The sequence below is a fragment of the Streptomyces lonarensis genome (assembly GCF_012033735.1).
Taxonomy (GTDB): domain Bacteria; phylum Actinomycetota; class Actinomycetes; order Streptomycetales; family Streptomycetaceae; genus Streptomyces; species Streptomyces lonarensis.
In genome coordinates this window covers 21110-43864 of record NZ_JAAVJD010000016.1, presented here as the reverse complement: position 1 = coordinate 43864, position 22755 = coordinate 21110, and the positions used below count along the sequence as shown (strand labels likewise).

Below are 22755 nucleotides of genomic sequence, written 5' to 3'. Positions count from 1 at the left end.
GGCAGCGGGGAGCCCCAGTGGGTCGAGCCCCGGGCCCGCCCCCGTTCGGCCGACCGGCCCGTTCCCGCCCGGGGCCGCTTCTCCGTCGGCCGGCTCGCCGGCGACCGAGGTCGCGGCGGGTGCCGCGCCGCCCGGGAGCTCGGCGGCGTCAGCTGCCGGCGGCCGGACCCTCGCCCTCGGGCCGGTCGCTGCCCGGCCGGTCGCCGTCCCGACGGCCGTCCTTGCCCGCCGACCCGCCGCGCTGCTCCCCGGGACGCGGCCGCCCGGTACCGCGCGCGAAGTCCCGCAGCTTCCCGCCGAATTCGCCCGCGCCGGAGGCCACGTCGGTGACCAGCCGCATCAGCGGGTCCTTGCTGTTGCGCGCGGCCCCCGCGTAATGAGCCGCCGACTCCTTGACCGAGTCCGTGATGCGGGACTCCTGGTCGTCGCCGCGCCGCGGGTAGTGCCCGTGGCAGAGCCGCTGGTAGTCGCGGGTCTGCGCCCACCGGTTCAGCTCGGCGGCCCGCACCGCGGCGAACGGGTGGGTCCGCGGCATCACCGTCAGGATCTTCAGGACGGAGTCGCGGACGTCGCCACCCCTCTCGTACTCCTCCGCCTGCTTCAGGAAGGCGTCGACGTTCATCTGGTGCAGGTTGTTGCCACCGGCCAGCTTCATCAACCCGCGCAGCGACGCGTCGAGGTCCTGACCCACCAGCAGCCCGGCCCGGTCCGCGGAGAGCTCCGACTTGCGGAACCACTCGCGCAGCGCCGAGACGATGGCCATGATCGCTATGTTCCCCAGCGGTATCCACGCGACCCGGACCGCCATGCTGGTGAGGAACAGCAGGATGGTCCGGTACACCGCGTGGCCCGAGAGGGCGTGGCCCACCTCGTGGCCGATGACCGCCCGCATCTCCTCCTCGTCCAGCAGCTGCACGAGGCCCGTCGTCACCACGATGATCGGCTGGTCCAGCCCGATGCACATCGCGTTGGGCTGCGGGTCCTGCGTCACGTAGAACGGCGGGACGCGCTCCAGGTCGAGGATCTCGCAGGCGTCGACCAGCATGTGGTGCAGGTGGACGAACTGGTTCTCGTCCACGCGCACCGAGTCGGAGAGGAACAGCAGCCGCAGACTGCGTTCCGGGATCATGCCGCTGAGGACCTTGAAGACCGTCTCGAATCCGGTCAGTTTCCGCAGGGAGACCAGGGCGGGCCGATCGGCCGGGTGCTCGTACGCCCGTGAGGAGATGCCCGGGTAGCGGCGGCGGACCCGCGCCGCGTCGCCCTCCGGCCCGCCGACCGCCCCACCGCCCCCGTCCGCGGCCCCCGCGGGGCCGCTGCCGCCGGCCGCCCCGCCCTCACCCGTCTCGTCCACGCCGCCCCCTGCGGGTTGCTGCTCGCTCATCGGGTCCCCCTCGTTCGTCCGTCGCGTCCACTGCACCCCATCCGCAGCGGTGGGGGCAAGAGGTCGCCGAGATCGGCTGCGCTTACGATGACCCTACGTTCCTGGCCACCCTCATCCCGATTGGTCGTCGCATGATCCTCAGCAGTGCCGTCGTCGCCGCCACCACCCTCGCGGAGGGTGACGGCCCGAACAGCTCACTCAACCCGTACATGGTCGGTGGGCTCGTCCTCGTCGCGCTCCTCGTGCTGCTGTTCATCACGATGCTGCTCAACCGGGACCGCTGAACCCGCCGGAAGCAGCTAGGGTCTGCGCATGGGAGACCACACGGACCACATAGCGTCGGTGCACCGGAGGCGCCGGCTCGGGGTGATGGGCGGAACCTTCGATCCCATCCACCACGGCCACCTGGTCGCCGCCAGCGAGGTGGCGTCGCGCTTCCACCTCGACGAGGTGGTGTTCGTCCCGACCGGCCAGCCGTGGCAGAAGAGTCACCGTGACGTGACGCCGCCCGAGGACCGCTACCTGATGACGGTCATCGCGACCGCGTCCAACCCGCAGTTCTCGGTCAGCCGCGCCGACATCGACCGGCCGGGCAAGACCTACACCACCGACACGCTCCGGGAGCTGCGCCAGCAGCACCCGGAGGCGGACCTGTTCTTCATCACCGGCGCCGACGCACTGGGCCAGATCCTGACATGGCGTGACGCCGGCGAACTCTTCGCCCTGGCGCACTTCATCGGCGTCACCCGGCCCGGGCACCCCCTGACCGACCCGGGTCTTCCCGACGGCGGGGTCTCCCTGGTCGAGGTGCCCGCCCTCGCCATCTCCTCCACCGACTGCCGCGACCGCGTCGCCGCCGGGGAGCCGGTCTGGTACCTGGTGCCCGACGGAGTGGTGCGCTACATCAACAAGCGTGAGCTCTACCGGACCCCGCCGGTCCAGACGAGCTGACCCGGCCGCGAGGGCGAGAGGGCGAAGCGGTGAACGACCGACAGCACCCGTACGGCGAGGTGTACGGCTACGACGAGTACGGCCGCCCGCTGTACCGCCAGCCGGACGGGGCCGGCTACGACTACGGCTCCTACACCGGCCCGGGGCAGTCGGACGCCCCGTCGGCCCCCGCCGACCCCGGCGGGCACCCCGGGGGCCACCCCGGGGGCGCGCAACAGCCCCCGCACGCCGGGCTGAACCCCTATGCGACGGACGGAACGGGGTACGGCAGCCCCACGGCAGGGTACGGCGACCCCGGGGGCCACGGAGCCCCGCAGCACCCCGGCCACGGTGCCACCGGCGGCCATCACGGCGGCTACGGCCCGGGCCCCGACACCTTCGGGCCGCCCGAGGGCCAGGGCTACTACCAACCAGGCACCGGCTACGATGCCCCGCAGGCGGCGACCGGCTACGCCGACCCGGCCGGCGGCTACGGCCCGACCCCGGGCTACGACGACCCGACCCGCCACCAGGGCCCCGCCGGCCCGCCGCCCGGCACGGGGCACCACGGCCCCGGCGCCCCCGGAGTGCCGCAGCAGTACGACTACTCCCGTCCGCCGGAGGGAGACCCCGCGGGCGAGGCGCCCGGCGTGCACGACACGGCTGCCTCCGCCGCGGGCGGGACGCACGGGCGGGCCGCGGCGGGCGGCACCGCCGAACAGCCCGCGGTCGACGCGGGCTCGGGAACCGTCCCCGGCCCACGCGCCGGCACCCCCGGCAAGGGCCGCCGCGACCGCCCGCAGAAGAACGCTGCGCCGGCTGACGACGAGTTCGCCTTCGTCGAGGAGGACAACGACGACTCCGAAGAAGTCATCGACTGGCTGAAGTTCACCGAGAGCCGCACCGAACGCCGCGAGGAGACCAAACGACGCGGCCGGAGCCGCCGCAACCTGCTCGTCATCGGCCTCGTCCTCGCGGTCATCGGCGGCGCGGGCTTCCTCTGGGCCACCGACCGCGTGCCGTTCCTCACCGGCCCCACCGTGGAAGAGGGAACCGCCGACGTCGCGGAATCCCGCGACGTGATCATCCTGCATCTGCGGGAGACCGGCGGCGAGACCACCTCCACCGTGCTGCTCGTCGCCAACGAGACCACCGGAGAGGCCACGACACTCCTGCTGCCCAACGCCCTGTCGGTCTCACCCGACGCCGGTACCACCACCCTGGGGCAGGCCGTGCTCGACGAAGGCGCCGCCTCGGTGCGCGAGGCGGTCGGTGCGCTGCTCGGCGCGGACATCAAAGGCACCTGGCGGCTGGACACCCCCTACCTGGAGAACCTCGTCGACCTCGTCGGCGGGGTGGTGGTCGACTCGCCCACCCCCGTGCCCCCGGACGCCGACGAACCGACGGTCGACGCCGGCGAGCAGACCCTCGACGGCCGCAGCGCCGTCACCTACGCCGTCCACCGCGCCGACGACGAACCGCAGGACGCCCAGCTCCAGCGATTCGGCCAGGTCATGACGGGTGTGCTGCAGAAGCTGCCGACCGGCGAGAACGGCGCCCGGCAGGTTGTCGAGAACCTTGCCCAGATCGCCGACCCGTCGCTGTCGGAGGGTGAACTCGGCGCCAGCCTCGCCAAGCTCGCCGAGATGGCCCAGGCAGGGGACCACACCGACACCCTGCTCGTCGTCGAGGAGGACGGCACCATCAGCGACCAGGTCGCCGACGCCGTCGTCGCCACCGTCCTGGGCGGGTCCGTCAGCAACGCCGACGTCTCCGACAGCCCGCGGGTCGCCCTGCGGGACGCCAGCGGCGACGACGGCGCGGGCGAGAGCGCCACGGTCAGACTCGTCAACGGCGGGTGGGTCATCGTCGACACCAAGCCCGCCGAGCCGGTGGAGGAGAGCGAGGTGCGCCACGGCTCCGAGGCGGCAGCCGGCGCCGCACTGGAGGTCGCCCGCACCCTCGGTATCCCCGAGGAGCAGGTGAGCCAGGCGGACACCCCCGGCAACGCCGACGTCCTGGTCGTCATCGGCGAGGACTTCCCCGACTGATCCGTGGTCGGCACCGACCCGGGCCCGTCCCGCCGGGGGACACCGCGCCGAGGACACCGGCGGGAGGACGCCGCTTGGAGTGGGCCCGGAGGTACGCCCGGTGAACCTGCCGTACGGCACGTGCCGGGTCGTTGCCCCGGCGGGCTCCCGCCGTCCCGCCCTCCCGGACCCGAACCACGCCGCGCGGTGGCCCCGGGCCGGGCAGGAGCGCCCGGAAACGGGGCAGCGGGGCATGAGACCCTGGATCGGTACCCGATCGACCGTGGAGACTGCTGACCCGTGACCGCCACCGACCACGCCACCGAGCTGATCACCGTCGCCGCCCAGGCGGCGGCCGACAAGCTGGCGCACGACATCATCGCCTACGACGTCAGCGACGTCCTGGCGATCACCGACGCCTTCCTGCTGGCGTCCGCACCCAACGACCGACAGGTCAAGTCGATCGTCGACGGCATCGAGGAGCAGCTCCAGGAGCAGCTCGGCGTCAAGCCGCTGCGCCGCGAGGGGGAGCGCGAGGGCCGCTGGGTCCTCCTCGACTACTCGGACATCGTCGTCCACGTCCAGCACTCCGAGGAGCGGGTCTTCTACGCCCTGGAGCGGCTGTGGAAGGACTGCCCGGAGCTGCCGCTGCCGTCCGACGCCCTCGCCACGCGCGGCCGGGGAGCCGACGCGGAGAACGCCGACGACTCCGCGGCCACCGCCGACGACGAGGGACAGCCGGGCGGTGAGCTGAACTGAGCAGCGACCCCGCCGGCCGCCGCGTCGTCCTCTGGCGCCACGGCCAGACCGCGTGGAACCTGGAGCGCCGCTTCCAGGGCACGACGGACATCGCGCTGACGGCGGAGGGCGTGGCGCAGGCGCGCCGTGCCGCCGTCGTGCTGGCGCGACTGCGGCCCGACGCCATCATCTCCTCCGACCTCTGCCGCACCGCCGACACCGCCGCGGAACTGGCGGCCGTGACCGGGCTGGAGGTCAGCCACGACGAAGCGCTGCGCGAGACGTACGCCGGGGTGTGGCAGGGACTCACCCACGAGGAGATCCTCGAGAAGTACGGCGAGCAGTACGCCGCCTGGAAGCGCGGCGAGCCGGTCAGGCGCGGCGGTGGCGAGCTCGAGACCGAGGTTGCCGACCGCGCAGCGCCCGCCGTGGAGCAGGCGCTGGCACGCCTTCCGGAGAACGGCACGCTGATCGTGGTGAGCCACGGCGGCACGATCCGCACCACGATCGGCCGGATGATCGGCCTCGCCCCCGGCAGCTGGGAGGCGCTCGGCGGGCTCGCCAACTGCAGCTGGTCCGTGCTCGGTGAGCACGAGCGCGGGTGGCGGTTGCTGGAGCACAACGCCGGCAGTCTCCCCGAGCCCGTCATCGGCGACGACACCTGACGCCCGGGCGGGGCACGGCCGACGAGCACACTCATCGGTCGGCCCCCGCCGTGCACGTCCTCCGTCAATGCGGATCGCGCCACGCCCTCCAACGAGTGAAGAAGTGGCAGGAGTCGACGCGTGCTGCCGACCCGGTCGTAGGTGGTCGGGCGGTCAGCCGCTCCCGGCGGGGGCGAATCGCGGGGCCCGTGATTCGCCGCCCCGGCGGCGTTGCGAGGCGTGCTCGGCGCGACCGGAACCGGCTCGCCACTCGCCCCGGCCCTGCCGAAGCGGTGTGTCCGCGGTTGTATCGATCGCGTCTCCATGCAACTCGCGCGGGATTCCCGGCTTATCGGGCGGCGCTTGCCATGGCAGAATCGCAAAGGCTCCACCAGGCCGACCGGGAGGGGGACCCGGCGACGCCTCGCGACGACCTCACGACGATGACGGAGGCTGCCACGTGCGCATGGTCCGCGACCGAGTCCGGAGCTGATCGGTGACATGGGTGCACACAGCCGGAAGTGCGATTGGTGCGGCAGCGGGACCCCGATCGTCCGCGATCTCGAACCCGTGAACGACTCCTACCAGTACTGGTGCGTCGAGTGCGCGCGAGCGCTGATCATCAAGGGCGACCCCATCGAGGTCTACCGCGAGCTCGAGGGTGAGCCGATCTACGGACGCCTGCTGGACGAACACTGCGCGCTCAAGCGCTTCTACTCCTTCGCCAGCGCCTGACACCTGCCCCCGGCGCCGGGGCGCACACGCCCCGCCGCTCTCACCCGCCCGCCGTACCCCGCATCGGGGCGGCGGGCGGTGCCGTCGGCGGGGTGCTCGCCGCGGCTGTCCGTGAGCGCCGTGTGCCGACCCACCCCGACGCCGTCCCTTCCCGGCCGGCGGCCCGTCGTGTGCCCGGCTGCCGGCCCCGCGGCGCGGCCGCGGCGGTCGACCAGCCTCCTGGGGGCCGTCGTGGCGGGCGACAGAGCGTGGTCGACGAGGCCCGGACGGGGTGCGGAACGGCGGGGATCAAGGATTTGGCATGGGACCCCGAGAGCCGTGTACAGTAGGCGACGCCGCAGCGCGGACCCCGGGAAACCAGAGGTCGGCGAGGCGGACCAGATCCGGGGCTATAGCTCAGTTGGTAGAGCGCTTGCATGGCATGCAAGAGGTCAGGAGTTCGATTCTCCTTAGCTCCACGGACTTCCCACAGGGAACGATGTGGGTGAGTCAGGCAAGGGGCTATAGCTCAGTTGGTAGAGCGCTTGCATGGCATGCAAGAGGTCAGGAGTTCGATTCTCCTTAGCTCCACAGGATCGAGGCGGGCCGTCCGAGGAATCGGGCGGCCCGCCTCGCTGTGCCCGGCGTCTTGGGCGGTGCGCTAGGCTGACGGCATGCGTGCCGTACGCCTCCTGCTTACCGGGCCGCGCTGACAGAGCACCGCACCACCCGCCACGAGATCGGCGGGCCGGCGGCATCAGCGCGGCGTCCCCTCCTGAGCGGGGGGCTTTTTGCTGTCCGGGGCAGACACAACGATGGAGCCACACAACGATGACCCAGATCCACAAGTACGGAGCCGAGCTGGCGGCGGACATCGAGGCACGCTGGCAGGACTACTGGGAGAAGCACGGCACGTACGAGACGCCCAACCCGTTCGGCGACCTCGCCGGTGACCCGGAACTCGCCGCCCGCCCCACCAAGTTCGTGATGGACATGTTCCCGTACCCCTCGGGTGCGGGCCTTCACGTCGGCCACCCGCTGGGCTACATCGCCACCGACGTCTACTCCCGCTTCATGCGCATGACCGGGCACAACGTGCTCTACACCCTCGGCTTCGACGCCTTCGGCCTGCCCGCCGAGCAGTACGCCGTGCAGACCGGCACCCACCCCCGGGTGTCGACCGAGGCCAACATCGCCAACATGAAGGCGCAGCTGCGGCGACTCGGGCTGGGCCACGACAAGCGCCGCTCCTTCGAGACGATCGATCCGGGCTACTACAAGTGGACCCAGTGGATCTTCCTGCAGACCTTCAACTCCTGGTACGACGAAGCCGCGCGGCGGGCCCGCCCCATCGCCGACCTGGTCGAGGAGTTCGAGCAGGGTCGGCGCTCCGTGCCCGGCGACCGGGCCTGGGCGGAGCTGACCGAACGGGAGCGCGCCGACGTCCTGGGCGGCTACCGACTCGCCTACGCCTCCGACGCGCCCGTCAACTGGTGCCCCGGACTCGGGACGGTCCTCGCGAACGAGGAGGTCACCGCCGACGGGCGCTCCGAACGCGGCAACTTCCCCGTCTTCAAGGCGAAGCTGCGCCAGTGGAACATGCGCATCACCGCCTATGCCGACCGACTGATCGACGACCTCGACGCGCTGGACTGGCCCGAGGCGATCAAACTGCAGCAGCGGAACTGGATCGGCCGCAGCGAGGGAGCCCGCGTCGACTTCCCGACGACCGCTGCCGACGGCGCCGAGGAGACCGTGACGGTCTTCACCACCCGGCCCGACACCCTGTTCGGCGCCACCTACATGGTCCTGGCCCCCGAGCACCCCCTCGTCGACCGGATCGTCCCAGCCGCGTGGCCCCAGGCGACCCGCGAGCCGTGGACCGGCGGCCACGCGACGCCAGCCGAGGCCGTCGCCGCGTACCGCGCCCAGGCCGCGGCCAAGTCCGACGTCGAGCGGCAGGCGGAGTCCCGGGAGAAGACCGGTGTCTTCACCGGCGCCTTCGCCGTCAACCCGGTGAACGGCGAATCGGTGCCCGTCTTCGTCGCGGACTACGTCCTGATGGGCTACGGCACCGGTGCCATCATGGCGGTCCCCGGCCAGGACCCGCGGGACTGGGATTTCGCCACCGTCTTCGACCTCCCGATCGTGCGGACCGTCCAGCCCCCCGCGGACTTCGACGGCGGCGCCTACACGGGCGACGGGCCCGCCATCAACTCCTCGGGCCCCGGTATCGATCTCGACGGCATGGGTGTGGAAGAGGCCAAGCGCACCGTCATCGCCCACCTCGAGACCGCCGGCCTCGGTGAAGGCACCATCAACTACCGGCTCCGTGACTGGCTCTTCAGCCGGCAGCGCTACTGGGGCGAGCCCTTCCCGATCGTCTACGACGAGGACGGCATCGCCCACGCGCTGCCCGAGTCGATGCTGCCGCTGGAACTGCCCGAGGTCGACGACTACTCCCCGCGGACGTTCGAACCGGACGACGCCGACACCGAGCCCGAGACCCCGCTGTCCCGCAACGACGCGTGGGTCCACGTCGACCTGGACCTCGGCGACGGCCGCGGCGTACGCCGGTACCGCCGCGAGACCAACACCATGCCCAACTGGGCCGGCAGCTGCTGGTACGAGATGCGCTACCTCGACCCGCACAACGACAGCGCCCCGGTCGACCGCGGGATCGAAGAGCACTGGATGGGCCCGCGAGCCGACCGCCCGCACGGCGGCGTCGACCTCTACATCGGAGGTGCCGAGCACGCCGTTCTCCACCTGCTGTACGCCCGCTTCTGGTCGAAGGTCCTGTACGACCTGGGACACGTCTCCGCTGTGGAGCCGTTCCACAAGCTGTACAACCAGGGCATGATCCAGGCGTACGTGTACCGCGACGAACGCGGCTTCCCGGTCCCGGCGGCCGAGGTCGAGGAGCGCGACGGCGGGTACGTTCACGACGGCAAGCCGGTCCGTCGTGAACTGGGCAAGATGGGCAAGTCCCTGAAGAACGCGGTCTCGCCCGACGAGGTCTGCGCCGAGTACGGGGCGGACACCCTCCGGCTCTACGAGATGGCGATGGGCCCGCTCGACGTCTCCCGGCCCTGGGACACCCGTGCCGTCGTCGGACAGTTCCGTCTGCTCCAGCGGCTGTGGCGCAACGTGCTGGACGAGGAGACCGGCCAGGTCACCGTCGTCGACGCAGCGCCCGACGAGCCGACTCTGCGCGCGCTGCACAAGGCGATCGACGGGGTCGGCCGAGACCTCGAGGCGCTGCGGTTCAACACCGCCATCGCCAAGATCACCGAGCTGAACAACCTCGTCACGAAGGCGGCTGTCTCCGGCACCCCGGTGTCGCGGGAGACCGCCGAGACACTGGTGCTGCTGATCGCACCGCTCGCGCCCCACGTCGCCGAGGAGCTTTGGCAGCGTCTGGGGCACAGCGACTCCGTGGTGTACCACCCGTTCCCCGTCGCCGACCCCGCCCTCGCCGCCGACGAGAGCGTCACTTGCGTCGTCCAGATCAAGGGCAAGGTCAAGGCACGTCTCGACGTCGCGCCGTCCATCAGCGACGCCGACCTGGAGGCCGCCGCTCTGGCCGAGCCCGCGGTGATCCGCGCACTCGACGGGGCATCCGTACGCAAGGTCATCGTCCGCGCACCCAAGCTGGTCAACATCGTGCCGGGCTGAGACCCGCGCCCCGTACCCGGGCCCACCGCCGCCGGCTGGCGGGCCCGGGCACCCGCCCGCGTGTCCGGCCCGCCGGCAGCCACCGTGCGGAGGCGGAGGGCTGCCCGGAGTCGGCTCAGCCGCACGCGGGCAGCTCACTTCCGCGTCGACAGCATCTGCCGCCCCCGCCCTCGGCGGGAAGACGCCCCGTGCGCCTACCCTGGACAGGACGCGAGACGGGCCGGGCAGGCTTGTCGGCGGCACCGACCGCGGACAACGCGGTCGGTGCCGTGCGCGACAGACGAGGGAAGGTACCGGAGGGGCAGTCATGGAGATCGTGCTCGGCGTGCTGGTGGTGTCCTTTCTGCTGTTCGTTTTCCTGGCGGTGGCCGCGGTACGCGCCACCAAGCGGGGGATCGAGCGCGCCGGGGTCCACGCGCGCCGCACTCTGGGCGAGGCGACACTCAAGGCCCGCGCCGCACAGCCGGGCGCGATCGGAGAACTGGCCCGCCTCCGCAGGGAACTGCGCGGATCGATCGACTCGACACGCGGTGCACTCGAAGCCGGCTCGCAGGAGGACCCTTCGCTGCGCGAGGCGCTGGACCTCTTGGCCCAGCTGCACGGCCACGCGCGTCACCTCGACACCGAACTGGGTGACCTGATGCAGGGCGAGCCCGACCGGGCACGCATCGCAGCGCGTCTTCCCGACCTGCGCGAACGAAGCGCGCGCATCAGGGGTTCGGCCGACGCCCTCCGCAACGCCGCCCTCGACCGGGCCCACCACTACGACCGAGGCGAACTCGACTCCCTGCATCAGCAGATCGAGATCGAAGCGAGCGCGTTGCGCCACTGGTCGCCGGCCTCGTCGGACGGGGAACCCGAGCGCGAGCTCGATCCCGAGCCGGAACGCCGCCAGCTGTTCCGCCGGAGAGGAACAGGCCGCGAGACCGGGGCGGAGTGACATCCGGCCCTGCCGTATCCTCCGGTTCCATGTGCCGTTCTGTCGCCGTCATCACCGACTCCACCGCCTACCTGGAGCGGGTCGACGTGGAGCGCCATGGAATCGTTTCGGTACCCCTGACCGTCGTGGTGGACGGCTCGCCCATCGAGGACGGCACGCCTGAGGCGGCAGCGGCCCTGGTGCCGGCGCTGCGCGCGCGTCTGGCGGTCACCACCTCCCGGCCCGGCCCCGAGATGTTCGCCCGGGCCTACCGTGCCGCAGCCGAGCACGGGGCATCCGCCATCGTGTCCGTGCACCTCTCCTCGGAGATCTCGGGGACCTGGGACGCCGCCGTGGTCGCGGCGGAGCGGGCGCCCGTACCGGTCCACGTCATCGACAGCGGGACCATTGCCGCGGCGCTCGGCTTCGGTGTGCTCGCCGCGGCCACCGCCGTGGAGGCCGGAGCCGGAGCCGAGGAGGCCGCCGAGGCGGCCCGCCGCCGGGCAGCCGCCACCCGCGCCCACTTCTACGTCGACACACTCGACCACCTTCGCCGTGGCGGCCGCATCAACGCCGCCCAAGCACTGTTCGGTTCCGCTCTCGCGGTGAAGCCCCTCCTGGAGATGCGGGACGGACGGATCGAGCTGCGAGAGAAGGTGCGGACGGCCGGCCGGGCGCTCGCCCGCCTTGAGGAGCTGGTCGTCGAGCATGCGGGCTCGGCGGAGGTAGAGGTGGCCGTGCAGCACCTCGCGGCAGACGACCGGGCGAATGAGCTCGCCGAGCGGCTCCGTCGGAGGCTGCCCGGGCTGGCCTCGCTTCACATCGGTGAGGTCGGTGCCGTGCTGGGGGCCCACACGGGGCCGGGGCTGGTGGGAGTCATCACCGCACCGCGGTGACCGTCGGTGCGGTGGGGCAAGCTTCTCGTTCGGGGCGCATGGGCGCCGGGGCGCCGACGCCGTTTCGCCTCTCGTTCTCCATACTGCACGCAGTCGGCGCTCGACGCGGGCAAGTCACCCGAAAGGGTGGCCGAGTTATCCACACCCACTGACTTGTCCACAGGGACAGCGCATGATCACCCTCGGTAGCGCCGGGATCTCTAGGGTCTCGCGTCATGACATCTCGCACTCCCTTCGAGACGCGTGGCCCGGGGCGAGGCGGCAGGCGCCGCCGGGCCGACATGCAACTGGCGCGCGCCCGCACCCGGGCCTCCGCCCTTCTGCCCAACCCCGAGAACTCGACGCTCGCCCGCGTGAGCGCCGGTCGAGCGGCTGAACCGACCCCGGCCGAGCCACCCGGCACCACGAGTCGCCCCGCACACGCGATCATGGACGCCCCGAGCGAGGTGGCCGAACTCGCAGATCCCGCGGCGGTCACCCCACAGCAGCCCCCGAGCACCTCACCTCCCCTCAAGGAGCCCGACCTCACGGGCGACCGCGAGCCTCAGAAGAACCGGCTCCCTGTCGCGCTGAGGGCGAGGCTGGCCTGCCAGGACGCCCTGAGCGGGTGGGTGCTGCCTCGCTGCCGGGTCGAACCCCGCACCCTGGCGGCTGCGGGCGTCGTCGTCGCGATCGCTGTCGGCTTCGCCGTCCACCACTACTGGACGGGACGGCCCCAGGGCGTCGACCCGGCCGGGGGAGCGGTCGCCGCCGCCGCAGCCCCTGAGGCCGCACCCGCGACCGGGCCCACCACCTCTCCGATGTCCGAAACGGCCGACCAGCAGGGCGCGGCGTCGGAAGCCTCCCTGGTCGTCGATGTGGCCGGAGACGTCGTGGAGCCCGGACTCCGGACCCTCCCACCGGGGTCCCGGGTGGGCGATGCCATCGACGCCGCAGGTGGTCCGGTACCAGGCGCGGATACCGCCCTCATCAACCGGGCCCGGCCGCTCACGGACGGCGAGCATGTCGTCGTGGGCGGCGATCTCCCGCCGGGCGGTGGTCCGACGGCGGCCGCCCCGCACCAGGGCTTCGACAGCCAGGGAAAGGTCCGACTCAACACGGCAAACGCATCCGACCTCGAAGAACTGCCCGGAGTCGGCCCTGTCCTGGCAGGCAACATCGTCGCCCACCGTGAGCAGCACGGGCAGTTCACCTCCGTGGAGCAGCTGATCGCGGTATCCGGCATCGGCGAGACCCGCCTCGCCGACCTGCGCGACCGGGTGGTGCTGTGACCGGCCACCTGACCTCGGACGAGCCGCTCTCGCCCAGGAGCGACCACCCGAAGCGGAGGCGCCGGAAGCGCCACGGGCGGCCTCGTCCCGCTGCACCCCGGGGCGGGCCACTCCTTCAGCCTCCCACTCGGGCCGCCGCCCTTCTCTCGGTGACGGTCACCGTCACCATCGCGGCGACCTCACCTCCGCCCTCGGGCCGCGACGAGCCTCCCCGAGCCCGCCGGCAGGCGGGGCGTCTTGCGGCACTCCGGACAGCCGCAGTCACTCCCACCACTCCCACCGGAACGACCGCCCATGGACGACACGCGAGGCCCGCACCACGCCGAGCAGGGGGCGTTCCCGAAGTCCCGGGAGCCTCAGGCGCTCGACCTTCGACTCGTGCCACCGGCGATCTCCGCATGGGTGGCAGCGGCCCTGGGCCTCGAACTCCCCACCGGGAGCACGACGCTCCTGGTCGTGGCGACGTGGCTCGGAGTGCTCGCTCTCGCGGTCCCGGCCCTGAGGACGAGACGGGCGCTCACCGTCACGGCCACCCTGGCCATGCTGGCCGCGGCGGCCGGGGGGACCTCCGCCGCACTCCACTCGGCCGCGGCGCGCTCGGGCCCCCTCCCGCTCCTGGCGGAACGGGAAGCGCTCGTCGAGGTGGAGGTGACCGTCACCGGCGACCCGCGGATGGCACGACCGAAGCCGGGCGCCTGGACCCGACCGCTCCTGATCACGGCGACAGCGGACCTCCTGACCACCGCCGAGGAGGGTTCCACGGAAATCCGTACCCCGACCCTGCTGATCGTCTCCCAACCGGACGAGGCCTGGCAGCGCCTCCTGCCGACGACCCGGCTGAAGCTCACGGCCCGGGCGGCACCACCGACCGGCAGCGGCGCGGACATCGCCGCGGTGCTCTTCGTCCGGGGAGCGGCCCCGCCCCAGACGATCGGCGACCCGACAACGGTCCAGCGGCTGGCGGGGGCGCTCCGCGAACGACTCCGGATGGCCGTCGCCGGCCTCCCGGACGACCCGAAGGGCCTGCTCCCCGCGCTGATCGTCGGGGACGCGTCCCAGGTGCCGGACGACCTCGACGAAGCCGTGCGGGCGACCGATCTGACGCACATGATCGTCGTCTCGGGTGCGCACTTGTCGTTGCTTCTCGCAGTGGTGATCGGAACTCCGACCACGGCGTCCCGCGCGGAACGCGGCGGGATCGTGGCGAGGCTCGGACTCCCACTGCGCGCCACGGCGGTGATCGGCGGCGCCGTGGTGATCGGATTCGTCATCCTCTGCCGACCGGGCCCCAGCGTGCTGAGGGCCGCGGTCTGCGGGGCGATCGCACTCCTGGCGGTGGCGACCGGACGCCGCAGGTCCCTGTTGCCGGCGCTCGCAGCCGCCGCGCTGCTCCTCATCCTGTACGACCCGACGCACGCCCAGTCCTTCGGCTTCCTGCTGTCGGTGCTGGCGACAGCAGCTCTCCTGATCATCGCCCCGAAATGGAGCCTCGCGCTGCAGCGCAGGGGCGCACCGCCCCGGCTCGCCGAGGGGCTGGCGGTGGCGCTGGCCGCGCAGCTGGTGTGTGCGCCGGTGGTGGCCGTGTTCTCCGCGCGCGTCAGTCTGGTGGCGGTGCCGGCCAACCTGCTGGCCGAGCTGGCCTTCGCCCCGGTGCTGGTACTCGGCTGGGCGGCGATGATGGCGGCGCCCGTCGCCCTGCCCCTCGCCCAGGCGCTCGCGTGGCTGGCCTCCTGGCCCGCACGGTGGATCGCCACCGTCGCTCGAACGGGAGCGTCGCTGCCTGGCGCGGAGTTTCGCTGGCCGGACGGGTGGTGGGGCGCGGCACTCCTGACCGTTCTGAGCGTCGCCCTCATCGTGCTCGTCCGCAGGCTGCGCCACCGACCGTGGACCGCGGCAATCTGCGCCCTGCTGCTGCTCTTGGCGGCACTGCGCCCCCAACCTCTGGAACAGTGGCTCACCGGCTGGCCACCACAGGGCTGGCGCGTAGTGGCGTGCGACGTGGGCCAAGGCGACGCCACGGTGCTGGCGGCGGGACCGGGACGGGCCGTCGTCGTGGACGCCGGGCCCGACCCGCGAGCGATGGACGACTGCCTGAGAGCACTGGGGGTACGACACATCCCCGTGGTCGTCCTCAGCCACTTCCACGCCGATCACGTCGCCGGGCTGCCGGGGGTCCTGGACGGGAGGTCGGTCGGCGTCATCCACACGACGGCGACCCGACAACCGGAGTCGCAGGTCCGCGAGGTCGAGTCGACGGCCGCGAAGTTCGGCGTCCCCGTGCAGGCAGCGACAGCGGGGGACCAGGGAGCGGTGGGCCACGACCTCGCATGGGAGGTGCTGTGGCCCCCGCCCCACGAGACGATGGCGAACGCCAACGACGCCAGTGTGACGCTCCTCGTTCGCACAGCCGGCCTCACCGTGCTGCTGCCGGGCGACCTGGAGCCCGCGGCGCAGCAACGACTGATCGCCGCTCACCCCGCGCTTCCCACGGTCGACGTCCTCAAGGTGCCCCACCACGGGTCCGCCTACCAGGAGGACGACCTCCTTCGGCTGCTGAGACCCCGCTGGGCGATCGTGTCGGCAGGCGCGGACAACTCGTACGGCCACCCCGATCCGCGCACACTGGCGACGTTGGAGCAGGCCGGAGCCACCGTTCTTCGAACGGACCTGCACGGCTCTCTCGCGATCACGACGGACGGCGCCGCGACGATCTCCACAAGGTGACCATCCGCATGCTCGCGGGTCGCCCGGCGCGGGGCGGGGCGGGACCTGCACCGCATGCACCTGCGCCCGCGCCAGCCGTGGCCTCCGGCGGTCGGCCACGGCCGACCGCGGCTCTGCGGGCACCCGGTGGGTCAGTCCCGCTCCAACCAGCCGCCGTGGGCCTCGGCAAGCGCGGCGAGCCCCTCCTCGTCGAGGCCTTCGCGAGGCTCCTCGAGAACGACGAGCCACTGGGCGTCCTCCGCGTCGTCCTCGCCGGCGAGCGCCTCACGGTGCAGTTCCGGCTCACCGCCGGCGCGCAAGAACTCGGTGCACTGTTCGGCCACTGTTTCGGCGGTCTCCCTGTCCGGCAGCACCAGGATGTGTCGTAGGTCGGTCACCCGCTCATTGTCCCCACTGTCGTGGGGCCATGGGATGCTGGCCCCGATGGCAGGAAAGAAGCAGACCACAGGCAAACGCAGTGACGATCCGCTCGCCGCGGTGACAGTGGCGGTCGGACAGGAGGAACTGCTGCTGGACCGCGCGGTACGAGAAGTCGTCGATGCCGCCCGCACGACCGACCCCGACACGGATGTCCGGGACCTTCCCCCGGGCGCCCTGCAACCCGGAGTGCTGACCGAGGTCATCAGCCCCTCCCTTTTCGCGGAGCGCAAGGTCGTCGTCGTGCGTCAGGCGCAGGATCTTGGAGCGGACACCGTCAAGGACGTCAAGAGCTACCTTTCGGCACCCGTAGAGGACATCTCGCTGGTTCTCCTGCATGCCGGCGGGGCCAAGGGCAAAGGCCTTCTCGACGCCGCGCGCAAAGCCGGCGCGCGAGAGGTCGCCTGCCCGAAGATGACCAAGCCGGCGGACCGCCTCGCGTTCGTCCGCAACGAGTTCCGCAGCGCCGGCCGAAGTGCCACCCCCGGCGCGTGCCAGGCGTTGGTGGACGCGATCGGCAGCGATCTCCGTGAGCTCGCCTCAGCCTGCAGTCAGCTCGGGGCCGACATCGACGGAGCCATCGACGAAGCCGTCGTGGCCCGGTACTACACCGGGCGAGCGGAGGCGTCCAGCTTCACCGTCGCCGACAGGGCGGTGGAAGGGAAGACCGCGGAAGCCCTCGAAGCGCTGCGGTGGTCGCTGGCGACCGGAGTGGCGCCGGTCCTCGTGACCAGCGCCCTGTCCCAAGGTGTCCGAGCCATCGGCAAGCTCGCCGCCGCACCTCGGTTGTCTCCCGGTGAACTCGCTCGCGAGCTCGGTATGCCGCCGTGGAAGATCGACCGGGTACGCCAGCAGCTGCGCGGATGGACGCCCGACGGAGTCGCGGCCGCCATCCGAGCCGTCGCAGAGGCGGACGCGGCCGTCAAGGGTGGCGGTGACGATCCCGCCTACGCGCTGGAAAAGGCCGTCGTGACCATTGCCACCGCCCGATCCACAGGCGTCCCCCGGGGCTGAACCGGCGCAGCTCCGCAGCCGGAGGAAACGGTCCCGAGCCGCCGGCCCCGTGACCCACCGCGTCCCGGACGACCGCAAAGGGTGGTGGGCGTCTCCCCGAGGCCGTGTCTTGTAACCGGCGGGCGCAGCCCCGGTTGGCCTCCGCCTGGGGCCGCGCCCGCTGTCTGAACAGCCGAGAGCCCCGTACCGCTCGGGGTGGAGTGGTACGGGGCTCGAAGCACTTCTGCTGTGTCGCACCGCACCCACGTGGCGAACGTCGGGCGTGTGCGGTGCGGGGATTGCCGACCGGAGCGGAGAGAGGGGCCGCTGGGTCCGGGCCGACGGACAAGCGGTGTGTCAGGCCTTGAGCGCGGCGACCTGCGAGTCCAGCGCCGACTTCTTGTTGGCGGCGTTGTTCTTGTGCAGAACACCCTTGCTGACGGCCTTGTCGAGCTTCTGGCCGGCGATGCGCGCGGCGGCGGCGGCCTTGTCGGCGTCACCGGAGGCGATGGCCTCACGGGTGGCGCGCACGGCGGTCTTCAGCTCGGACTTGACCGCCTTGTTGCGCAGGCGGGCCTTCTCGTTGGTCTTGATCCGCTTGATCTGGGACTTGATGTTCGCCACGAATGAGCCTTTTCAGGTTCGGAAGAGTTACTGGGGTGGTGGACCTGCGCGTCGGTGTCGATCTTTTCCGACTCACTGTCCGCCCGTGCGCCCGGCCGGAACGGTCGGCAGCACAGTCGGTCAGACTACCAGCGGGCAGGGTGCCGGTCACAATCGGCCGTACGGCAGGTGTTCCGGCGGCCCGGGCGCCGCTTCCCCGGCGGACCGTTGTCCGCGCGGCATGGGACGATGGGGCCACTCAACGCCAGTGCCCCGAATCATCGAGCCTTCACCGGACAGGACCCCGCGTGCCCGCGACGACCCTTTCGAATGCGCCGGAGCCGAGCCGCACCGACCCGGCCGTTATCCGTAACTTCTGCATCATCGCGCACATCGACCACGGCAAGTCCACGCTTGCCGACCGGATGCTGCAACTGACCGAGGTGGTCGAGCAGCGCCAGATGCGTGCCCAGTACCTCGACCGGATGGACATCGAGCGGGAACGCGGCATCACGATCAAGTCCCAGGCCGTGCGGCTGCCGTGGGATCTCGACGACACCTCGCACATCCTCAACATGATCGACACCCCGGGGCACGTCGACTTCACCTACGAGGTCTCGCGGTCCCTGGCCGCCTGCGAAGGGTGCGTCCTTCTCGTAGACGCCGCGCAGGGTATCGAGGCGCAGACTCTCGCCAACCTGTACCTGGCGATGGAGAACGACCTCACGATCATCCCGGTGCTGAACAAGATCGACCTTCCGGCTGCGCAGCCGGAGAAGTTCGCCGCGGAGCTCGCGCACCTCATCGGGTGCGACGTCTCGGACGTCCTGAAGGTGTCCGCCAAGACCGGCGAGGGTGTCGCCGAGCTGCTGGACGAGGTCGTCCGCAAGGTGCCGGCGCCCGTCGGTGTCGCGGAAGCCCCGGCGCGGGCGATGATCTTCGACTCGGTCTACGACTCCTACCGGGGGGTCGTCACCTACGTGAAGGTCGTCGACGGGCGTCTGGGCAAGCGGGAGCGCATCCAGATGATGTCCAGCGGCGCCACCCACGAGCTGCTGGAGATCGGTACCAACTCGCCGGAGATGACCGCCGCCGCCGGCCTCGCCGTGGGCGAGGTGGGCTACCTGATCACCGGCGTCAAGGACGTCCGGCAGTCCCGGGTCGGCGACACCATCACGCTCATGAAGGGCGGGGCCACCGAGGCGCTCGGCGGCTACAAGGACCCGAAGCCCATGGTCTTCTCCGGGCTGTACCCGCTGGACGGCTCGGACTACCCGGACCTGCGGGACGCGCTCGACAAGCTGCAGCTCAACGATGCCGCGCTCTCCTACGAGCCGGAGACCTCGGCAGCGCTGGGCTTCGGGTTCCGCGTCGGCTTCCTCGGCCTGCTGCATCTCGAGGTGGTGCGTGAGCGGCTGGAGCGTGAGTTCGGTCTGGACCTGATCGCGACCGCGCCGAACGTCGTCTACGGCGTGACCATGGAGGACGGCACCGAGCACACCGTCACCAACCCCAGCGAGTTCCCCTCGGGCAAGATCGACGAGGTCCGGGAGCCGGTGGTCCGCGCCACGCTGATCGCCCCGAGCGAGTTCATCGGCGCGATCATGGAGCTCTGCCAGACGCGACGCGGTTCCCTGCAGGGCATGGACTACCTCTCCGAGGACCGCGTGGAGCTGCGGTACAGCCTGCCGCTCGCCGAGATCGTCTTCGACTTCTTCGACGCCCTGAAGTCCAAGACCCGCGGCTACGCGTCACTGGACTACGAGCCCACGGGCGAGCAGGCGGCGGACCTGGTCAAGGTGGACATCCTCCTCCACGGTGACAAAGTCGACGCCTTTTCCGCGATCGTCCACAAGGACAAGGCGTACGCCTACGGAGTGCGCATGGCCACCAAGCTCCGCGAGCTCATTCCCCGGCAGCAGTTCGAGGTGCCGATCCAGGCGGCCGTCGGTTCGCGGGTCATCGCGCGGGAGACGGTGCGGGCCATCCGCAAGGACGTGCTCTCCAAGTGCTACGGCGGTGACATCTCCCGCAAGCGGAAGCTGCTGGAGAAGCAGAAGGAAGGCAAGAAGCGGATGAAGGTCGTGGGCCGGGTCGAGGTCCCCCAGGAAGCGTTCATCGCCGCGCTCTCCTCGGACTCCGACGGACCGTCGGAGTCCAAGGGCAAGAAGTAGCGTCAGCCGGTGGCGGCCCCTGTGCCGACGGGGCCGCCGCGCCGGGGGTCGGCCCGCTGGTGTGCCCGACGGAGCGCCCGCGCCCTCAGCCCTGGCACACGGCGGCGCGGCCCCGGGGCGGACGCCGACCGTATCCGTCGCCCCGAGAACGCCCCCAATGCCGGGCGCACCGCCGCGGCAGGCCGTGAGGTGACGCGGCCCCTCGCCTCCCCTTACCCGTGAGCGTGCTTACCCGTGAGCATGCCGACGGGGTCGCAGACGGCCCCGCGGGGCTCGGCACACGCCGGGTGTGCGCCCCTTACACCCCGCCTGGCCCCGCACCGTTCACCCCGGCCCGCCCACCCCACTCGGGCCGCTCCGCCGGCACCGAGTGCTCAGCACTCCGCGATGAGGACCACAACCAGCCACCCGACCGGCGGTCGTGGCGAGGTCGGGGTGTCCCGGTGACACCGGCGCACCACGCCGTGATCTCTCGACGTTCACACCCTTACGCCCGGCTCCGGCGCGCTCTAAGGTGAGCGCCACCTGCAGTCACCTGCAGAGCAGCACCTGTGGGGCGCCGAGCAGGAGGACGTCGTGAGCGAGCAGCATCACTCGATCGAGAACCGACCGCCCTCGATGGCGCATCTGTTTCTCGAACGGGTGGAGGCGACACCGGAGAAGGAGGCCTATCGCTACCCGGTGCCTGCGCCGGACGGGGGTCCCGACATGTGGCGGAGCTACACCTGGGCCGAGGCGGCCGACCGGGTGTACGCGATCGCCGCAGGGCTCCTGGCGCTCGGGCTGCGCGCCGAGGAACGTGTCGCCATCGCCTCCAGCACCCGGGTGGACTGGATCCTGTGCGACCTGGCAGTCCTCTGTGCCGGAGGCGCGACGACCACGGTCTACCCGCAGACCGACGCGAAGGAGGCCGCCTTCATTCTGGGGGACTCCGACAGCCAAGTCCTGATAGCCGAGGACGCCACCCAGCTCGCGAAGGTCCGCGCACATCGCCGTGAACTGCCGGGCCTTGCGCACGTGGTGGTACTCGAGGCGCAGGACGCGGTCCCCGCCGACGGCGATCCGGACGGCTGGGTGCTGTCGCTGGACGCCCTCCTCGCCCGGGGGCGGAGTCACCTGGCCGACCACCCGGCGAGCATCCGGGACTCCGTCGCCTCACTGGCGCCCGACCAGCTCGCGACCCTGATCTACACCTCCGGCACCACCGGCCGGCCCAAGGGCGTGCGGCTGCGTCACGACGCGTGGTCCTACATGGGGTATGCCATCGACGGTGTGCGGTTGCTGCGCGCCGACGACGTCCAGTACCTGTGGCTGCCGCTCGCCCACGTCTTCGGCAAGGTACTGCTGGCGGGTCAGCTCACGGTGGGGCACACCTCGGCCGTGGATGGCCGTGTCGACCGGATCATCGAGAACCTGCCCGTGGTGCGCCCCACCTACATGGCCGCCGTGCCGCGCATCTTCGAGAAGGTCTACAACGGTGCCGCGAACAAGGCCGAGGAGGCGGGCGGCGCCAAGCACAGGGTATTCCTCTGGGCGGCGGAGGTCGCGAAGGAGTACGGCCGCGTCACTCAGGAGAGCCTCCGACGTACCGGGGTCGCCCATGCGCCCGCCGCGCTGCGCGTCAAACACGCCGTCGCCGACAAGCTGGTCTACGCCAAGCTGCGGGAGCGCTTCGGTGGGCGGATGCGCGGCTGTATCTCCGGGTCGGCGGCGCTGGCGCCGGAGATCGGCTACTTCTTCTCCGGCGCGGGCATCCACATCTTCGAGGGGTACGGGCTGACGGAGTCCAGCGCGGCGAACTTCGTCAACCCCGTGGGCGCCAACCGGACAGGCACCGTCGGGAAGGCGCTGCCCGGCCTGGAGGTGCGGATCGCGGAGGACGGCGAGGTGCTGCTGCGGGGGCCCGGGATCATGGAGGGCTACCACAACCTGCCGGAGCGGACGGCCGAGGCGCTGGAGGCGGACGGCTGGCTCCACACCGGGGACATCGGCGAACTCTCCGACGACGGGTACCTGCGCATCACGGACCGCAAGAAGGACCTCTTCAAGACCTCCGGGGGGAAGTACGTCGCGCCCACGGCGATCGAGGGGCGTTTCAAGGCCGTCTGCCCCTACGTGTCGAACGTGCTGGTGATCGGCGCGAGCCGGAACTTCTGCTCGGCGCTGATCGCCCTGGACGAGCCGTCGATCTCGGCCTGGGCCGCTGAGAACGGCATGGCGGGGCGCTCCTACGCGTCCGTCGTGGCCGACCCGCGCACCGTCGCCATGGTCGACGGGTACGTCACGCAGCTCAACGCCGGCCTGCAAAAGTGGCAGACGATCAAGCGGTTCCGCCTGCTGCCGCGCGACCTCGACGTGGAGCACGGCGAGCTGACCGCGAGCCTCAAGCTCAAGCGCCCGGTGGTGGAGCGGGAGTACCGCGACCTGATCGACGGGATGTACAAAGGCAGCAGGAGCGCCTGACCGCCCGGGCACGGACTGCCGCCCGTGGGACCAGAGGCGTGCCGGACGACATCCGCCCGGTTCCCGCAGCCGCACCGACCCGCAGCCCGACCGACCTGCCGCACCGTCCCGGGCGCTGCCGCGCCCGCCCCGCCGCGCCCGCCGGGCAGCCCCTCCCGGCTGCATCCCGTCGGCGCA

Annotated in this window: 17 protein-coding genes and 2 tRNA genes; 16 read left to right on the top strand and 3 right to left on the bottom strand. The window is 71.7% G+C overall.

The window, feature by feature from the left end:
* Positions 1-148: 148 nt before the first annotated feature.
* Positions 149-1384, bottom strand: coding sequence for a M48 family metallopeptidase (locus HCN56_RS04380; RefSeq protein WP_167968130.1), 1236 nt, complete (start codon positions 1382-1384; stop codon positions 149-151).
* A 131-nt stretch (positions 1385-1515) separates the two neighbouring features.
* Here HCN56_RS04380 and HCN56_RS04375 point away from each other — a divergent pair, with 131 nt between their 5' ends.
* The 13 genes from HCN56_RS04375 to HCN56_RS04315 all read left to right on the top strand — a co-directional run bounded on the left by HCN56_RS04375 (position 1516) and on the right by HCN56_RS04315 (position 15928).
* The gene (locus HCN56_RS04375; RefSeq protein ID WP_167968129.1) at positions 1516-1668 is read left to right on the top strand and encodes a hypothetical protein; all 153 of its coding nucleotides are present in this window, start codon (positions 1516-1518) and stop codon (positions 1666-1668) included.
* A 28-nt stretch (positions 1669-1696) separates the two neighbouring features.
* Positions 1697-2335, top strand: a complete 639-nt coding sequence (gene nadD, locus HCN56_RS04370; protein ID WP_167968128.1) for a nicotinate-nucleotide adenylyltransferase — start codon at positions 1697-1699, stop codon at positions 2333-2335.
* Between the two features lie 29 nt (positions 2336-2364).
* Complete coding sequence (locus tag HCN56_RS27180) at positions 2365-4365, top strand: LytR C-terminal domain-containing protein (protein ID WP_167968127.1); 2001 nt, start codon at positions 2365-2367, stop codon at positions 4363-4365.
* Between the two features lie 279 nt (positions 4366-4644).
* Positions 4645-5103 carry a ribosome silencing factor gene (gene rsfS, locus HCN56_RS04360; protein WP_167968126.1) on the top strand — a complete coding sequence of 153 codons (459 nt, stop codon included), beginning with the start codon at positions 4645-4647 and terminating at the stop codon, positions 5101-5103.
* Positions 5100-5747, top strand: a complete 648-nt coding sequence (locus tag HCN56_RS04355; RefSeq protein WP_167968135.1) for a histidine phosphatase family protein — start codon at positions 5100-5102, stop codon at positions 5745-5747. The genes rsfS and HCN56_RS04355 overlap by 4 nt, the downstream gene beginning before the upstream one ends.
* A gap of 480 nt (positions 5748-6227) precedes the next feature.
* Complete coding sequence (locus HCN56_RS04350) at positions 6228-6461, top strand: hypothetical protein (RefSeq protein WP_167931795.1); 234 nt, start codon at positions 6228-6230, stop codon at positions 6459-6461.
* 385 nt (positions 6462-6846) lie between these two features.
* Positions 6847-6919 (top strand) — tRNA-Ala (locus HCN56_RS04345).
* 39 nt (positions 6920-6958) lie between these two features.
* Positions 6959-7031 (top strand) — tRNA-Ala (locus HCN56_RS04340).
* Positions 7032-7271: 240 nt separating this feature from the next.
* Positions 7272-10118 carry a leucine--tRNA ligase gene (leuS, locus tag HCN56_RS04335; RefSeq protein ID WP_167968125.1) on the top strand — a complete coding sequence of 949 codons (2847 nt, stop codon included), beginning with the start codon at positions 7272-7274 and terminating at the stop codon, positions 10116-10118.
* Between the two features lie 307 nt (positions 10119-10425).
* The gene (locus tag HCN56_RS04330; protein ID WP_209312341.1) at positions 10426-11058 is read left to right on the top strand and encodes a hypothetical protein; all 633 of its coding nucleotides are present in this window, start codon (positions 10426-10428) and stop codon (positions 11056-11058) included.
* 29 nt (positions 11059-11087) lie between these two features.
* On the top strand, positions 11088-11933 hold the full coding sequence (locus HCN56_RS04325; RefSeq protein ID WP_167968124.1) for a DegV family protein: 846 nt from the start codon (positions 11088-11090) through the stop codon (positions 11931-11933).
* Positions 11934-12148: 215 nt separating this feature from the next.
* A complete protein-coding gene (locus tag HCN56_RS04320) occupies positions 12149-13204 on the top strand; it encodes a ComEA family DNA-binding protein (protein WP_209312340.1) in 1056 nt (351 codons plus the stop codon).
* Between the two features lie 294 nt (positions 13205-13498).
* Positions 13499-15928 (top strand): ComEC/Rec2 family competence protein, encoded by a 2430-nt coding sequence (locus tag HCN56_RS04315; RefSeq protein WP_167968123.1) that lies wholly within the window; start codon positions 13499-13501, stop codon positions 15926-15928.
* Positions 15929-16059: 131 nt separating this feature from the next.
* Here the strand turns inward: HCN56_RS04315 and HCN56_RS04310 are convergent, their stop codons facing one another.
* Positions 16060-16305, bottom strand: a complete 246-nt coding sequence (locus HCN56_RS04310; RefSeq protein WP_167968122.1) for a hypothetical protein — start codon at positions 16303-16305, stop codon at positions 16060-16062.
* Positions 16306-16351: 46 nt separating this feature from the next.
* On the opposite strand from HCN56_RS04310, the gene holA reads away from it, so the two are divergent.
* On the top strand, positions 16352-17359 hold the full coding sequence (gene holA, locus HCN56_RS04305; protein WP_167968121.1) for a DNA polymerase III subunit delta: 1008 nt from the start codon (positions 16352-16354) through the stop codon (positions 17357-17359).
* Between the two features lie 336 nt (positions 17360-17695).
* Here holA and rpsT read toward each other — a convergent pair whose 3' ends face one another.
* Entirely contained in the window at positions 17696-17962 is a 267-nt protein-coding gene (gene rpsT, locus HCN56_RS04300; protein ID WP_167968120.1) for a 30S ribosomal protein S20, read from the bottom strand.
* A gap of 287 nt (positions 17963-18249) precedes the next feature.
* Between rpsT and lepA the strand changes: the two genes are divergently transcribed.
* Together lepA and HCN56_RS04290 are read left to right on the top strand one after the other, a co-directional pair.
* Positions 18250-20115, top strand: coding sequence for a translation elongation factor 4 (gene lepA / locus HCN56_RS04295; RefSeq protein WP_167968119.1), 1866 nt, complete (start codon positions 18250-18252; stop codon positions 20113-20115).
* 618 nt (positions 20116-20733) lie between these two features.
* Entirely contained in the window at positions 20734-22578 is a 1845-nt protein-coding gene (locus HCN56_RS04290; RefSeq protein ID WP_167968133.1) for an AMP-dependent synthetase/ligase, read from the top strand.
* Positions 22579-22755: the final 177 nt, after the last annotated feature.

Coding starts and splice junctions, on each gene's coding strand:
- leuS (WP_167968125.1), top strand. CDS start 7,272: ATGACCCAGATCCACAAGTACGGAGCCGAGCTGGCGGCGGACATCGAG.
- HCN56_RS04315 (WP_167968123.1), top strand. CDS start 13,499: ATGGACGACACGCGAGGCCCGCACCACGCCGAGCAGGGGGCGTTCCCG.
- HCN56_RS04290 (WP_167968133.1), top strand. CDS start 20,734: ATGGCGCATCTGTTTCTCGAACGGGTGGAGGCGACACCGGAGAAGGAG.
- holA (WP_167968121.1), top strand. CDS start 16,352: ATGGCAGGAAAGAAGCAGACCACAGGCAAACGCAGTGACGATCCGCTC.
- HCN56_RS04350 (WP_167931795.1), top strand. CDS start 6,228: ATGGGTGCACACAGCCGGAAGTGCGATTGGTGCGGCAGCGGGACCCCG.
- HCN56_RS04330 (WP_209312341.1), top strand. CDS start 10,426: ATGGAGATCGTGCTCGGCGTGCTGGTGGTGTCCTTTCTGCTGTTCGTT.
- HCN56_RS04325 (WP_167968124.1), top strand. CDS start 11,088: ATGTGCCGTTCTGTCGCCGTCATCACCGACTCCACCGCCTACCTGGAG.
- HCN56_RS04320 (WP_209312340.1), top strand. CDS start 12,149: ATGACATCTCGCACTCCCTTCGAGACGCGTGGCCCGGGGCGAGGCGGC.
- HCN56_RS04380 (WP_167968130.1), bottom strand. CDS start 1,384: ATGAGCGAGCAGCAACCCGCAGGGGGCGGCGTGGACGAGACGGGTGAG.
- nadD (WP_167968128.1), top strand. CDS start 1,697: ATGGGAGACCACACGGACCACATAGCGTCGGTGCACCGGAGGCGCCGG.
- HCN56_RS04375 (WP_167968129.1), top strand. CDS start 1,516: ATGATCCTCAGCAGTGCCGTCGTCGCCGCCACCACCCTCGCGGAGGGT.